Raw genomic sequence first — 14,712 nt, forward strand, 5'->3', positions numbered from 1 at the left:
GATCTGATCATTGGAGGATCTTCAGTCGGGGATGGCATCCCGCGAAAACTTCACAAGCTGGTTTTATTTCGTTGATGCTTATGCGATGTTCTTCACTTTACCGGGTAACGCTGCCTCGACAGGGAGCGGCTTATTCGCATAACTGGCAGCAGCCCCGATAAATGCCGAAAATAATGGATGCCCTGCTCTGGGGGTGGAAGTAAATTCCGGATGGAACTGACAAGCGACAAACCAGGGATGTTCGGCTTCAGGCAACTCGATCATCTCGCACAAGCCTTCTCCAGCGGACACAGCGCTCACGCGCAGCCCCGCCTGTTCTAGCCGGGGAATATATTCGCTGTTCACTTCATAACGATGACGGTGCCGCTCGACGATTTTGTCTGAGCCATAAATCCTGCGGACATGTGAATTCTCCTTCAGCAGGCATTCCTGTCCGCCCAAGCGCATGCTGCCGCCGAGATCGGACTCTGCATTACGAAGCTGCAGCTGTCCCTCGCGGGTACGCCATTCGGTGGTCAGAGCTATCACCGGATACGGCGTCTCGGGATTAAACTCCGTACTGTGCGCGCCTTCCATCCCGGCCTTGTCGCGGGCGTATTCTATTACCGCCAATTGCATGCCGAGGCAGATACCGAGATAAGGAACCCGGTTCAGTCGCGCGAAGCGGATCGCCATCATCTTGCCTTCCACCCCACGTTTGCCGAAACCACCGGGAACCAGGATCGCATCCATGCCCTGTAGGCAATCCGCCCCGATTTTTTCGATGGCCTCGGAATCCATATAGTGAATATTGATCTTGCTGCGGGTATGAATACCCGCATGAATCAATGCTTCCGACAGGGATTTATACGATTCGGTGAGATCGACATATTTACCCACTAACGCGATTTCGACGGTCCGTTGCGGATTTTCCAATGCATGCACCAGTTTCTTCCACGTGCCCAGATCTGCCGCTTTTGCAAGAATATTCAGCCTGTGGCAAATGATTTCATCCAGCATCTGGTCGTGCAGCAGATTAGGAATTTTGTAAATACTGTCTACATCCACTGCCAGAATCACTGCCTCTTCGCGCACATTGGTGAACAACGCGATCTTGCGTCGCTCCGCAGCCGGCAGGTCGCGGTCCGCGCGGCAGAGCAGCACATCCGGCTGAATGCCGATTTCGCGCAACTCCTTTACCGAATGCTGGGTCGGCTTGGTTTTCAACTCTCCCGCCGAGGTGATGTATGGCAGCAAGGTGAGGTGAATGAAACAGGTATCCTCGCGCGGTAGCTGTACCGCCATCTGCCTGATTGCTTCCAGAAAGGGTAGCGATTCAATATCCCCGACTGTCCCCCCGATCTCGACGATGGCGACTTGTGCATTCCCCGCGCCAGCCTTGATGTGGAGTTTGATTTCGTCAGTAATGTGAGGAATGACCTGCACTGTCCCGCCGAGGTAATCGCCGCGACGCTCTTTCTTGATCACGCTCTCGTATATCTGCCCGGTGGTGAAATTATTGAGCCTGCTCATCTTGCTGCTGATGAAGCGCTCGTAATGGCCCAGGTCAAGGTCAGTTTCGGCTCCGTCTTCGGTAACAAATACCTCGCCGTGCTGAAATGGACTCATGGTGCCGGGATCCACGTTGATATAGGGATCCAGTTTTAGGAGCGTAACCTTGATGCCGCGCGTTTCGAGGATAGCTGCGAGAGAGGCCGCCGCGATGCCTTTTCCCAGGGAGGAGACGACACCGCCGGTTACAAATACATACTTTGTCATGGACGCGTATGATACCGGAAAAGGCCTGCCCGAACAAATTGACCGGGAAGGTAATACGGGCTTTATGCAAAAAATAGGGCGCTCACCCTGCCATTAAGCCCTATGTTCGTTACGGTATCAGGTAACGAAGAAACTTTTATTCAGCTTTCTGTCCACAGCACACATCCCCGTCGTTTTAATGTTCCCCCTGATGAAGACGGAGTCCTATTCAGGGCATCTCGTGCAGGGGAGGCGTGGGATAGGAGACAGCCCTGCTTTTGCTTCCAGAGCCGTCCATCTTTATTAACAGCGCAGCGAATACGGAAGCACCGTGTAACGCTTCTTTAACGGAGGTCAGCCGCGGATATGGACCTCTGTCCCGGCACTTACCAAGTCGAATAATTCCAGCAGATCGCCATTGCGCATGCGAATACACCCAATGGAGCCCGGTTTGCCCATCTCTACGCTATCGGGGCTGCCATGAATATAAATGTACCTGCGCATGGTATCCACCTTTCCCAGGCGATTGAAGCCGGGCTCACAGCCCGATAGCCACAAAATGCGTGTGAGAATCCAGTCCCGCCCAGGAAAGCGGGTGCCGAGATCCGGGGTATAGATCTCCCCAGTGGGGCGGCGCCTCACGAAAACAGTATTGAGCGGCTGACCTTCGCCAATCTTGGCGCGAATAATGTGCTTGCCCAGGGGAGTGCAAAAGCTCCCATATTCCTGGCCTACCCCGTTTCTCGCCGATGAGATCCGATAATGACGGACGATAGCATCTTGATCGTAAACATCAAGGATCTGGGAAGCTACGCTAACGCTTATTCTCATTAGGCGCCTTGCAACGCCTGCTTGCGGCGCAACGCAAAGAAATGCTTCAACTTGCTTTCGGCCTCCTCCGCCAGAACGCCGCCAATCACCTGGGTGTGATGATTGAGTCTTAGCTCCGCGGACAAATCGATCACGCTTCCGCATACGCCGGTCTTTGGCTCCGCCGCTCCAAACACAAGCCGTGCGATACGCGCATGAAAAATCGCTCCGATACACATAGCGCAGGGTTCGAGCGTCACGTAAAGCGTGCAGCCGGTTAGACGATAATTGCCGAGATATTTTGCCGCATCCCGAAGCGCCATCACCTCCGCATGCGCGGTTGGGTCCGCGGCCGAGATCGGGCGATTGTAACCTCGCCCGATAACCGCATCGCCGCGTACCACCACCGCGCCCACCGGCACTTCCCCCGCCTCCTGCGCTTCCGCGGCAAGGTCAAGCGCCGCGCGCATAAACTCGATATCGCTGTTGATGCCTGCGCTCATCTTTTGCTGTGGAAAATAGGGATATTAGTCAAGTTCCAGCTGCCGCCGCTTGTAGTCCGGTTAATTCCAGCGAACAATAAAACAAAACCCGCCAGGACAATTAGGAATAACGATAAGATAATAAATTGCTTTGCGGATTTTATGCGAAAAACGCTGATTAGCGGCGGAACGATTTGCGATTTCAGTGTTTTTCGCCGTTGCTTGGCACGTTGCTTGGAATTCTTCGTTTCCTGGTCTATAAAAAATAAACCATGAATCATGTTGGACGTCCACTGCCGACCCCCGGTTCATTTCATTGAATTGGCCGGACCGCACCGGAGCCCTGCCTAGCGCACCAGAACGACCCGATCAATCGTTGGGGTGAAAGCCCCGATCAATAACACACCGAAAGCGACAGCACGTACAGCAAATGCGGACGCTGGACGACGTGCTCCGCAAACAACGGAGATCATGATCATGACGCTTATTGCCGACTCACGGATCGATTTGCCCATGCTGCCTCCGCTGACAGATTGGCAGGATACCTGCACGACGGTTCACATGTGGAGCCAGGTCGCGGGGAAAGTCCGGCTGGTGCTCTCCCCGGATATCAACCATGGCTGGGGTTCGACGTTGTACGTTACCACTCGTGGCCTGACAACGTCCCCCATTCCCTATAGCGATTTCACGTTTGCAATCGACTTCGATTTCATCGAGCACCTCCTGCGCATAACAACGACGCAGGGAACGGATCGAACATTTCCCCTGGAACCGATGTCGGTCGCTGCCTTCTACCGCAAAATAATGCTGGCGCTGAGTGAACTCGGTATCGAGATTAAAATCTTTGCCCGGCCGGTTGAGGTGGAAGTGGCAATACCATTCGAAATAGACGAACAGCATTCGAGCTACGACGCCCGGGCCATCACCCGTTACTGGCATGCACTGGTATGGGTGGACCAGCTTTTCAAGGAATTCCGTGCCCGCTTCATAGGGAAAGTCAGCCCCGTGCATTTTTTCTGGGGCGGATTCGATCTCGCCGTTACCCGTTTTTCCGGGCGAATCGCGCCCAAGCATCCGGGTGGCGCGCCTAATGTGGCGGCCCGAATAATGGAGGAAGCGTATTCTCACGAGGTATCCAGCGGAGGTTTTTGGCCTGGGACCGGTCTGGGTGAAGCTGCCTTCTATGCCTACGCCTACCCCGCCCCTGCGGGTTTCAACACCTATCCTGTTCAGCCCGAGGCCGCGTACTATCACGAGAAGCTCGGTGAATTCATTCTGCCTTATGAAGCGGTGCGCAAGGCGGATGATCCGGCACAGGCACTCCTCTCATTCCTTCAGACAACCTATGATGCCGCGGCCAACCTGGCGAAGTGGGATCGTGCGGCACTGGAGCGAAAACCCCTACAGAGCTAAAATTTGGCGTCGGAAATAACGGAAGTTGTGCGCCGAATGCAATTCAACCGGCAGCGATCCCGCAACCTCTTTCAGTGGCTCAACAATCACTTCAAACCATAACTTTCAACAATCACGGGCAGGAGCAGATATGAGCGTCCGACCAATACCCGAGGGCTACCATTCCATCACCCCTACCTCATGATTAATGGCGCGGCAGAGGCGATCGAATTTTACCGTCGCGCCTTTGGCGCGACGGAATCGTTTAAACTGGATGCGCCCGGAGGCAAGGTTGGACATGCGGAAATCCAAATCGGCGATTCCCGCATCATGATGGCCGATGACTGCGGAGGAGAAAGCCCATTTCGTAACCCGCAAACATCAGGTGGTTCGCCAGTCGGTCTGCACTTGTACGTCGAAGATGTGGACGCCGTCTTTGATCGGGCTGTCAGTGCGGGCGCAACAGTCATCAAACCGATGCAAGACCAGTTTTACGGCGACAGAACCGGCGCATTGAAAGACCCGTTCGGACACATCTGGTTTCTTGCAACCCAAAAGGAAGAACTGTCGCCCGATAAGATAAAACAACGCGCCGAGACCATGTTCAAGCAACATCACCCTGATACTGCGCCTGCTTCCTGATACAGGCCATACGCCCGTGAAGCGGCTACATTGCGGGCTCATACTGCCTCGGCTCTCGCGGTAATGACGGGTTGAGAGATGCCGAACCATCTGGTTCCCTGCCGCGCGGCCCCCCACGCAATTAGTCTGCGTGACGCCGTACATCTCCATGCCCCTGCCCGGACACAGGCTTATCCAACCGGCCGCATCCCCTTCCCTTCCCTTCCATTTGAGCATATCTCAAGCGCCACATCTGCGGGCATGGGCGATGCCGATACGCTATAATGCCGATTTTTTTGCGCCCCAAAAATGCCAACGCTGCAAGGAATCGACCTGACCTGCATTCGGGGCGACCGCAAGTTATTCAGCGGCATTCATTTTTCCCTCGACGCCGGCGGGCTCATGCAAGTGGGGGGGCCCAATGGCAGCGGTAAAACGAGCCTGTTGCGCATGCTGTGCGGGCTTGCAATCCCCGCTCATGGTGAAATTCGCTGGGGCGGGTCCGAAATTCGCTCTTTGGGAGGAGCCTACTACGCCGACATGACGTATCTTGGCCATTTGAGCGGCGTTAAGGATGATCTGACCGCACTGGAGAACCTGCGCATTTCCAGCGCGCTCGCCGGGACCGAAGTCGATGCTAGTAAGGCCCACGATGCGCTGCAGCTAATGGGACTGGGCGGCCGGGATTTATTGCCGGCCAAAGTATTGTCGCAAGGGCAGCGACGACGGGTAAACCTGGCGCGCCTGTTAGTATGCAACACCGTGCTATGGATATTGGATGAGCCATTGACAGCGCTCGACGCCGCCGCGGTGAAACTGATGCAAGGCGTAATGGAACGGCACCTGGAAAAGGGCGGCATGATCGTGATGACTACCCATCAGGAAATCGAGATAGCTGCCGCCGCGACTCAGCGGTTGCAACTCGCCTGAAATGTTTTTCCGCATAACCCAGCGTGACCTTTTGCTCGCCATGCGGCGGCGGTCGGATGTCCTCACTACGCTGTTCTTCTTCGTGATTGTCGTAAGTCTGTTCCCTCTCGGGGTGGGCCCGGAGATGAGCATGCTGCGCACCATGGCTCCAGGTGTGGTGTGGGTGGCCGCTCTGCTGGCCTCCATGCTGTCGCTGGGGCGGATGTTTTCCAGTGACCACGTGGACGGCACGCTGGAGCAGATGCTGCTCTCGCCTCAATCACTGTCACTGCTGGTGCTGGGCAAGGCACTGGCTCACTGGCTGGTAACCGGTGTTCCACTGGTGCTGATGGCGCCAGTGTTGGGCATCCAGTATGACTTGTCGGCGGATTCGCTTCTGGTGCTTACCGCCTCTCTGTTGCTGGGCACCCCGGTTCTGAGCCTGATCGGAGCAATCGGCGCCGCGCTGACGCTCGGATTGCGCGGCGGCGGCGTGCTCGTCTCGCTGCTCGTATTGCCGCTTTACATCCCGATATTGATTTTTGGCGCCGGTGCGGTGGAAGCAAGCGCTGCGGGCCTGGGGGCCGCAGCGCATCTGTCGCTGCTGGGCGCCTTCCTGCTCGCAGCGGTCGTACTGGCGCCGTGGACAACGGCGGTATCGCTACGAATCTCCATGGAGTAACGAAACGTCTGCTGGTTCTCGTCGCATGCCAGCGCGCAGGGAGTGGCCACAGGCCGTAACCGCGATTCTCATGTCGCAGCCACGCGGAGCTTCGAAAGAAACCAATTCTGAATTTGAGGTTTTTAGGTTAAAATTTGAGGTTACGCGCGCTTGGGGCGCAAAACCTCACAAGGAACTCAGTATTTAGATATGGCGATTAACTGGTTCAAGTATTCTTCCCCGGCAAGCTTCTACTTTCTCGCCGGCAAAATGATTCCGCTGTTTTCTGTCGCTGCTGTCCTGTTCTGCGTGGTCGGGCTTTATATTGGTTTTTTTGTCGCTCCCACCGATTTTCAGCAAGGCGAGGCTTATCGCATCATTTTCATCCATGTGCCGGCCGCGTGGATGTCCATGTTTCTCTATGTCGTAATGGCGGTATGGGCTGGTATCGGCCTGGCGTTCAATACCCGCCTTTCCTCCATGGTCGCGACGGCCATCGCCCCCACCGGCGCGATGTTCACGTTCTTGGCGTTATGGACAGGGGCGCTTTGGGGCAAGCCCATGTGGGGAACCTGGTGGGTATGGGATGCGCGACTCACATCCGAGTTGATTCTTCTGTTTCTCTATATCGGCTTCATGTCGCTGCAGGCGGCAATCGACGATCCGCGCCGCGCCGATAAGGCGGGGGCGATGATTGCGCTGGTGGGGGTCGTAAACGCACCCATTATCTACTTCTCGGTAAAGTGGTGGAACACGCTTCATCAGGGCGCCACGGTCAGTCTCACGCAATCGCCGAAAATGGCCACCACCATGCTCACCGGCATGCTGATCATGTCAATTGCATGCTGGATGTATGCAATTGCGGTCATCTTGATACGTACGAGAGCCATAATTCTGGAGCGGGAGCGCCATACCTCCTGGGTAGGAGAGCTACAAGGAGCAAAAAGCTGATGTGGACCAGCGTATCGCAATTCCTGGACATGGGTGGCTACGGGTTCTACGTATGGGGCTCTTATCTGGTTACGCTGATTTGCATTGCCGGCGAGCTGGTTCTGGTTTTTAACCGCAAGCGAACTTTGCTTAAACATCTCAGTCTCATTCATCAGTCAAACAAACAAGAGAAGAGAAATGAAACCGCGTAATAAAAAATTGGCCATTATCGCTTCGAGCGTGACTGCGCTGGGCGTCGCTTCCATACTCGTATTGAACGCATTCCAGAGCAACCTGGTATTTTTCTTCAGCCCCACCCAGGTAGCCAATAAGGAAGCGCCCCTGGGCAAGAGCTTCCGGATCGGCGGCTTGGTGGAAGAAGGCAGCGTCAAGCGCCAGACCGATGGCGTCACGGTAAATTTCGTTGTGACCGATACCGCAAAGGTCATCCCGGTTGTATATACGGGGATTCTTCCTGACCTGTTCAAGGAAGGCAAAGGAGTCGTGGCCCAGGGCAAGCTGTCGAATGATGGCATCTTCCGCGCCGACGAGGTACTTGCCAAACACGACGAGAATTATATGCCCCCGGAAGCGGCCGACGCCCTGAATCAAGCGGATAAGGCGCGCCAAACCGTACTGGTGCAATAGCGTCAATACTGCCGGCCTGGAGTTCAGGAGAACGTCTTCAATACCCGAACCGCCCTACTATGGCAGCCAGCAGTCAGCCCATTTCATTTCATCATCCATAGGCTTTAATCACCATGATTCCAGAACTTGGTAATTTTGCTTTGATCCTCGCCTTGCTGCTGGCGCTTATACAAGGTACCCTGCCCATCATCGGCGCAGCCCGTGGCATCCCCTCATGGATTGCCCTCGCCCGCCCGGTCGTGCAGGGACAGTTTGTGTTTATCGTCATCGCATTCTTCTGTCTTGCCTACTCGTTTGTTACCAGCGATTTCTCGGTAATCAATGTAGCGCAAAACTCGAATTCCAAATTGCCCCTGGAGTATCGCTTTGCCGCCACGTGGGGGTCGCATGAAGGTTCCCTACTGCTGTGGACTTTCATGCTGGCGTCCTGGTCGGTCGCGGTAAGCGTTTTCAGCCGCCATCTTCCCAATGATATGGTGGCCCGAGTCCTGGGCGTCATGGGGCTGGTGAGCGTCGGCTTTCTGCTATTCATGCTGTTCACTTCCAACCCCTTCGACCGCATGCTGCCCGGAGCGGCGGAGGGCAGCGACCTCAACCCCTTGCTGCAGGATCCGGGAATGGTTTTTCACCCGCCCATGCTGTATATGGGTTATGTGGGCTTTTCGGTCGCATTTGCTTTTGCCATTGCTGCGCTACTCAGCGGCCAGTTGGACGCAACCTGGGCACGGTGGTCGCGCCCGTGGACTACGATCGCCTGGATGTTCCTCACGATCGGCATCATGATGGGAAGCTGGTGGGCTTATTATGAGCTCGGGTGGGGCGGCTGGTGGTTTTGGGATCCGGTTGAAAACGCGTCTTTTATGCCCTGGCTGGTAGGCACCGCCCTGATACACTCGCTTGCAGTAACGGAAAAACGCGGTGGTTTCAAGAGCTGGACCGTGCTGCTGGCGATCTGCGCATTTTCCCTGAGCCTGCTTGGGACCTTCCTGGTGCGCTCCGGTGTGCTGACCTCGGTACACGCATTTGCAACCGATCCCAAGCGCGGCATTTTCATCCTGGCTTTCCTGGTCATCATTACCGGCGGCTCCCTCCTGCTGTTTGCCTTGCGCGCGCCGAAAATCGGGTTAGGCGGCAAATTTGAGGTGGTATCGAGAGAGTCGATGCTGCTTGCCAACAATCTTTTATTGATGGTCGCTGCCGGAAGCATTCTGTTGGGCACGCTTTATCCGTTAATCATGGATTCGCTTGAACTGGGCAAGCTATCGGTAGGCGCGCCCTACTTCCAGGCCGTATTCGTACCCTTGATGACACCGGCAATCTTCCTGATAGGACTTGGCCCGCTCGCGCGCTGGAAACAGGCAAGTCTGCCTGAACTCGCGGTGCGCTTGCGCTGGGCCTTCGGCGTCAGCGTCATCACCGCCCTGGTAGTCCCGTTCTTCATGGGTGAATGGAAACCATTCGTCAGCTTCGGTTTACTGATGGCGTTCTGGGTCATTGCCAGCGTCGTCGCCAGTCTGATCCATCGCCTTCGCAGCAGCGGCAAGCAAGGGCTGTTCGCAAAACTTGCGGCGCAATCGCGCAGCTATTACGGCATGCATGCCGCCCACCTGGGGATCGCGGTGTTCATTATCGGTGTCGCACTGGTCGGCGGTTATGAGACCGAAAAAGACGTACGCATGGACATTGGCGATACGGTCGAAGTGGGCGGCTACACATTCCGTTTCAACGGCGTGAAGAAGGGACCCGGACCGAACTACGTGGCGGATATCGGTAACGTGGACGTGTTGCGTAACGGTGAAAAAATGCGGGTGCTCGAACCCGAGAAACGCGTTTATAACGCCTCTGGAATGGCAATGACCGAAGCGGCAATCGATACCGGTATTTTTCGCGATCTCTACGTCGCCCTGGGCGAGCCGCTGGAGAATGGGGCATGGATCGTGCGTGTTTACCATAAGCCTTTCGTTGACTGGATATGGTTCGGGTGTATGTTAATGGCATTGGGCGGGGGTCTTGCCATTACTGATCGTCGTTATCGTCTCTCGGCAGGCAAAGAACGCGAGTTGGCCGATGACGAGAACGTTTCAGCCAAACCCGGCAAGGTCGGCAAGAAAGCCCCAGCGGCGCCCCTCATCGCAAGGAGCAAAAAGGCATGACGCGTTTCTTGCTGCCGCTGGGAATTTTTGTAGTGCTGGTAGGGTTTTTACTCGTGGGATTGAATCTCAATCCCCGGCAGGTGCCCTCGCCTCTGATCGGGAAACCTGCCCCTGAATTCCAGTTGCAGCAATTGCACCAGGCGGAGCAAACGCTGACATCCAAGGATAATCTCGGCAAAGTATGGCTGTTGAACGTGTGGGCCTCCTGGTGCGTCTCGTGCCGGGAGGAGCACCCCCTCCTGGTTGAGCTGGCAAAGTCCGGCATCGTTCCTGTTTATGGTCTCAACTATAAGGATCAGCGCGATGATGCACTGAGATGGCTAAAACAGTTTGGAGATCCTTACACTGTCAGCATCGTTGATCCGGAAGGCAGGACGGGGATAGATTATGGCGTGTACGGCGTTCCTGAAACTTACGTTATCGATAAGAAAGGTGTTATCCGGTACAAGCAAATAGGACCTGTGACAGTGGAAGCGCTGCAAACAAAAATCCTGCCGCTGGTTAAGGAATTGGAATTACAGGGATGAGTCTGAGGCTTTTATTTCCATCACTCAAAGATGACGGCACTCATAAGGGTGACAGCATGACGAAGGCGTTCTTCGGCGCAACGGGATTTGCATTTCTGCTCGCATTCCTCCTTGCGCTGACTCCGGTCTGGGCCAAGGAGGCCGCACCCGTAGCTGAGGACCCGGAGATCGAGAAACGCATGACTACTTTGTCCGAGGATTTGCGTTGCCTCGTGTGCCAGAACGAAACGATCGCGGCTTCGCGCGCGGATTTTGCCAACGATCTTCGGCGGGAAATTCGGGAACAAATGCAGGCCAAGAAATCGGACAAGGAGATTGTTGATTTTCTCGTCGCGCGGTATGGAGATTTCGTGCTTTATCGTCCGCCGGTTAAATCCACAACCTTACTCCTATGGTTTGGACCTTTCATTTTTCTTCTGGGCGGCGCCATCGCACTGCTCGTTTATCTCAAGCAGCGCCGCAAGCAGATCCAGGAACCACAGCTATCCGACCAGGAACTCAAACACACTGAAGACCTGCTGAAGGAACGCAAGGGTAACAACGCATGACATCATTCTGGGTAGTTGCCGGCGTATTTATCGTCGGCGCTTTAATGTTCGTCCTCCCTACATTGTGGAGCAAAAGGAATCGCGACGGCGGCGTGGCTCGCGACGCGACCAATATAGATGTCTATCGCGATCAGCTGGCTGAACTAGATAGCGATTTGCGCAGTGACATCCTCACACTGGAGCAATACGAGCAAAGCAAACGGGAGTTGCAGCAACGGATGCTGGAGGATATTCCTCAGGGAGAAACCATGGCAGCCACGCTTATGAGCGGTAATCGAAATGTTGCCACCATAACGCTGACGACCCTGGCCGTGCCATTACTGGCCGTTTCACTCTATCTTTGGCTTGGCAATACCAAAGCATTGTTGCCGCAACCCCAGGCGACGGAACATCCCGCCATGTCGTCAGCAGGATCAGCAGAAGGCGGTCATCCTGATTTTTCGTCCGTACTTGAAAACCTTATCGCCCGGCTCAGGGATCAGCCTGATGATATCGAAGGCTGGCTCATGCTGGGACGCACCTATGCCATGATGCAGCGTTTCAACGAGGCAAAAGAGGCGTATGAAAAAGTGCTGGCCTTGTCGCCGGACAACCCTGAAGTACTCACCGACTATGCCGATATTGTAGCGATGACGCACGACGGCAGCCTTGTGGGAGAGCCCTATGAGCTGATCAAGAAAGCCCTGCGCCTGGATGCAAGAAATCCGAAGGCGCTTGCGCTTGCGGGTACGGCTGAATTTGAGCAGAAAAAATACAAGGAGGCTGCCGCGTCCTGGGAAAAACTGCTCGCGCTTATTCCGCCCTCCGAAGCCGAATTGACGCAATCGGTCAAGGCCAGTATCGATGAGGCGAAATCGCTTGCCTCAGGCGGCAAAGGCGGCATGATTGCAAGAGCAATGGAACAGCCCGGTAGTCAGACTCCTCCTCCCGCAGAGAACAAGCCGGCGGGAGCCGCCGGTGCGGGGGCGGCGACGGCCACATCAGGCACACTTTCCGGCAAGGTCGCGTTGAGCCCCGCCATGGCCACAAAAACCTCTGCCAACGACAGCGTTTATATTTTTGCGCGCGCCAAGGCTGGTCCGCGGGCGCCATTGGCAACGCTGCGTCTGCAAGTCAAGGATTTGCCTGCAAGCTTTACGCTGAATGACTCAATGGCGAGGTCCGGCGTGCAGCTGTCGACTTTTCCCGATGAAGTGGTGGTAGGCGCCAGAATCTCGAAATCGGGCTCCCCGATGCCTCAAAGCGGTGACCTGCAGGGGCTCAGCCAACCAACCAGGGTCGGCGACAAGAATATCGACGTCGTCATTGATCAACAACTGCCCTAGATACCGCAAGAATCTCTGAACAAGCTCTCATGGAGGACTTGTTCAGACGTCCCCCTGATCGGGCACCTCCTCTCCTGAAGAATCTCGACGCATGGTTGGACCGCCCTGGTTAGCGTAGCCCAACCCGTATCTCAACCCTATCAGGATCGCAGTTTCCCGGCTTGTAGCAAACCCGTCCTCAAGTCATTCGTGCGTAGCCCCTGGCTGAACGGATCCTGCGCGGGGCAACAATGGTGTGCGACGCTGCGATCCGGCACCCAAGCAGCCTCAGGATTTAACCTGCGGATTATTGAGCGCGCAACTGGTGATTAACCCAGAGCGCTGCGGTGAACAGCAGCAGCGCACCAGCCTGGTGCGCCGCCGCCAGCGGTAGCGGCACCACCAGCAACAGGGTGGAAATGCCCAGACTTATCTGCACTGCCAGCATGACCAGTAACAGGGTGCATGCAAGGCGTGCCGATCCGGAAAGCGGTACGCTTCTGGATTTGAGCCAGAAAATCGGAATCAGAATAGCGAGTATCCAAGCGATCATACGGTGGTCAAATTGAACCGTCGCCATGTTATCGAAGAAATTCCGATACCACGGCTCCAGCATGAAGATTTCCGGCGGAACAAAATGACCGTTCATTAGCGGAAAAGTATTGTAGGCCAGCCCGGCCCGAATGCCGGCAACGAATCCTCCTGACAGGACCATGACGAATATGAGCACGGTCAGCGCGATGGAAAACTGGCGCAAACCTCTCAACCTGCTGTTTGAAAGCGCCGCGCCGGTTGCACCGGCGGGCTGCAACAACCCCAGCGCGACCCAGAACATGGCGGCATAGATCACGAAAGCGAGTCCCAAATGGGCGGTAAGCCGATACTGACTCACGTGGGGATTGTCCACCAGACCGCTCTTGACCATATACCATCCCATCGCACCCTGCAGACCGCCCAGCAAAAAGATTCCGGCAAGCTTAAGACCAAGAGGCCCATCGATTGCCTTTCTGATAATAAAGTAAAGGAAAGGGACAAAAAATGCTAATCCGATAACACGCCCCAACAGGCGATGGAAATACTCCCACCAGAAGATACCTTTGAATTCGTCCAGACTCATGCCAACATTTACTTTTTGATACTGTGGCGTCTGGTGATACTTTTCAAAAAGCTCTTCCCAATCGTTCTGGCCAAGCGGAGGAATGGTGCCGACCAGTGGTTGCCATTCGACGATAGAGAGCCCGGAATCGGTCAACCGGGTAACGCCGCCGACAACCACCATGGCAAACACCAGGGCACAGCAGCCTAATAACCAGGCGGCAATGGATTTATGCATGATGGGGTTGGGTTAACGAATTACCTGAACCAAAAAACAGCATGATTTCTCGCAGGTCGCCGACCTGTTATTTTCCTCTCATTAAACGTTGCTTATCGCGCGCCCATTCTTTCTGTTTCTCCGACTCGCGCTTGTCGTGCTGCTTCTTACCTTTGGCCAAGCCGATTTCAAGCTTGATTTTGCCGGCCTTATAATGCATATCCAGGGGAACCAGCGTGTATCCCGCGCGTTCCACCTTACCGATCAGACACTTTATTTCCTCCGCATGCAACAGCAATTTGCGCGTGCGAACCGGGTCCGGCACGATATGCGAAGAAGCGGTCAATAAAGGGCTGATATGGCAGCCGATCAGAAACAACTCACTTTTACGAATGATGACGTAAGCTTCCTTTAACTGCACTCTACCGGCGCGAATCGCCTTCACTTCCCAGCCTTCGAGCGTCACGCCCGCCTCGTATTTCTCCTCGATGAAGTAGTCGTGAAAGGCCTTCTTGTTCTGAACAATACTCATTTAAGGCACTCCCGAACAGGTCCTCGCATAACACTTTACTGCTAAAATAGGGATTGAAATACAAGGGGGGCCCCGCGGTGCCGTTCGTAACCAAGTCTATGATGCCAGGGCAGCGCGACTCAGCAAGCGTGACATTTTACCATAAC

At 55.2% G+C, this 14,712-nt stretch carries 17 protein-coding genes; 12 read left to right on the forward strand and 5 right to left on the reverse strand.

The window, feature by feature from the left end; translation table 11 throughout:
* Positions 1-78: 78 nt before the first annotated feature.
* The 3 genes from BM022_RS03680 to tadA all read right to left on the reverse strand — a co-directional run bounded on the left by BM022_RS03680 (position 79) and on the right by tadA (position 3,050).
* Positions 79-1,758 (reverse strand): CTP synthase, encoded by a 1,680-nt coding sequence (locus tag BM022_RS03680; RefSeq protein ID WP_091136982.1) that lies wholly within the window; start codon positions 1,756-1,758, stop codon positions 79-81.
* 333 nt (positions 1,759-2,091) lie between these two features.
* On the reverse strand, positions 2,092-2,568 hold the full coding sequence (locus tag BM022_RS03685; RefSeq protein ID WP_091136984.1) for a L,D-transpeptidase: 477 nt from the start codon (positions 2,566-2,568) through the stop codon (positions 2,092-2,094).
* Positions 2,568-3,050 carry a tRNA adenosine(34) deaminase TadA gene (tadA, locus tag BM022_RS03690; protein ID WP_091136986.1) on the reverse strand — a complete coding sequence of 161 codons (483 nt, stop codon included), beginning with the start codon at positions 3,048-3,050 and terminating at the stop codon, positions 2,568-2,570. The genes BM022_RS03685 and tadA overlap by 1 nt, the downstream gene beginning before the upstream one ends.
* Positions 3,051-3,500: 450 nt before the next feature.
* On the opposite strand from tadA, the gene BM022_RS03700 reads away from it, so the two are divergent.
* The 12 genes from BM022_RS03700 (at position 3,501) to ccmI (ending at position 12,743) form a co-directional block, all read left to right on the forward strand.
* The gene (locus BM022_RS03700; RefSeq protein WP_256208893.1) at positions 3,501-4,442 is read left to right on the forward strand and encodes a DUF5996 family protein; all 942 of its coding nucleotides are present in this window, start codon (positions 3,501-3,503) and stop codon (positions 4,440-4,442) included.
* A gap of 180 nt (positions 4,443-4,622) precedes the next feature.
* Complete coding sequence (locus BM022_RS03705; RefSeq protein ID WP_218146822.1) at positions 4,623-5,063, forward strand: VOC family protein; 441 nt, start codon at positions 4,623-4,625, stop codon at positions 5,061-5,063.
* A 78-nt stretch (positions 5,064-5,141) separates the two neighbouring features.
* On the forward strand, positions 5,142-5,327 hold the full coding sequence (locus BM022_RS15050; RefSeq protein ID WP_143079514.1) for a hypothetical protein: 186 nt from the start codon (positions 5,142-5,144) through the stop codon (positions 5,325-5,327).
* 24 nt (positions 5,328-5,351) lie between these two features.
* The gene (gene ccmA, locus BM022_RS03710) at positions 5,352-5,972 is read left to right on the forward strand and encodes a cytochrome c biogenesis heme-transporting ATPase CcmA (RefSeq protein WP_091136990.1); all 621 of its coding nucleotides are present in this window, start codon (positions 5,352-5,354) and stop codon (positions 5,970-5,972) included.
* 1 nt (position 5,973) lies between these two features.
* Positions 5,974-6,633, forward strand: coding sequence for a heme exporter protein CcmB (ccmB, locus tag BM022_RS03715; protein ID WP_091136991.1), 660 nt, complete (start codon positions 5,974-5,976; stop codon positions 6,631-6,633).
* A gap of 189 nt (positions 6,634-6,822) precedes the next feature.
* The gene (gene ccmC, locus BM022_RS03720; protein ID WP_091136993.1) at positions 6,823-7,563 is read left to right on the forward strand and encodes a heme ABC transporter permease CcmC; all 741 of its coding nucleotides are present in this window, start codon (positions 6,823-6,825) and stop codon (positions 7,561-7,563) included.
* Positions 7,563-7,754 (forward strand): heme exporter protein CcmD, encoded by a 192-nt coding sequence (ccmD, locus tag BM022_RS03725; RefSeq protein WP_256208896.1) that lies wholly within the window; start codon positions 7,563-7,565, stop codon positions 7,752-7,754. Before ccmC ends, ccmD begins: the two co-directional genes overlap by 1 nt.
* Positions 7,741-8,190, forward strand: coding sequence for a cytochrome c maturation protein CcmE (gene ccmE / locus BM022_RS03730; RefSeq protein ID WP_091136996.1), 450 nt, complete (start codon positions 7,741-7,743; stop codon positions 8,188-8,190). The genes ccmD and ccmE overlap by 14 nt, the downstream gene beginning before the upstream one ends.
* Before the next feature lie 113 nt (positions 8,191-8,303).
* Positions 8,304-10,343 (forward strand): heme lyase CcmF/NrfE family subunit, encoded by a 2,040-nt coding sequence (locus BM022_RS03735; RefSeq protein WP_091136998.1) that lies wholly within the window; start codon positions 8,304-8,306, stop codon positions 10,341-10,343.
* Positions 10,340-10,870 (forward strand): DsbE family thiol:disulfide interchange protein, encoded by a 531-nt coding sequence (locus BM022_RS03740; RefSeq protein ID WP_091136999.1) that lies wholly within the window; start codon positions 10,340-10,342, stop codon positions 10,868-10,870. The genes BM022_RS03735 and BM022_RS03740 overlap by 4 nt, the downstream gene beginning before the upstream one ends.
* 56 nt (positions 10,871-10,926) lie before the next feature.
* Positions 10,927-11,418 carry a cytochrome c-type biogenesis protein gene (locus tag BM022_RS03745; RefSeq protein WP_091137207.1) on the forward strand — a complete coding sequence of 164 codons (492 nt, stop codon included), beginning with the start codon at positions 10,927-10,929 and terminating at the stop codon, positions 11,416-11,418.
* Complete coding sequence (ccmI, locus tag BM022_RS03750; protein ID WP_091137001.1) at positions 11,415-12,743, forward strand: c-type cytochrome biogenesis protein CcmI; 1,329 nt, start codon at positions 11,415-11,417, stop codon at positions 12,741-12,743. Before BM022_RS03745 ends, ccmI begins: the two co-directional genes overlap by 4 nt.
* A 286-nt stretch (positions 12,744-13,029) precedes the next feature.
* Here ccmI and BM022_RS03755 read toward each other — a convergent pair whose 3' ends face one another.
* A complete protein-coding gene (locus BM022_RS03755) occupies positions 13,030-14,055 on the reverse strand; it encodes a COX15/CtaA family protein (protein ID WP_091137002.1) in 1,026 nt (341 codons plus the stop codon).
* Between the two features lie 67 nt (positions 14,056-14,122).
* On the reverse strand, positions 14,123-14,566 hold the full coding sequence (gene smpB / locus BM022_RS03760) for an SsrA-binding protein SmpB (protein ID WP_091137004.1): 444 nt from the start codon (positions 14,564-14,566) through the stop codon (positions 14,123-14,125).
* Between the last annotated feature and the right edge of the window lie 146 nt (positions 14,567-14,712).

Origin of the sequence: Nitrosospira sp. Nsp14, assembly GCF_900113575.1 — a bacterium.
Classification (GTDB): domain Bacteria; phylum Pseudomonadota; class Gammaproteobacteria; order Burkholderiales; family Nitrosomonadaceae; genus Nitrosospira.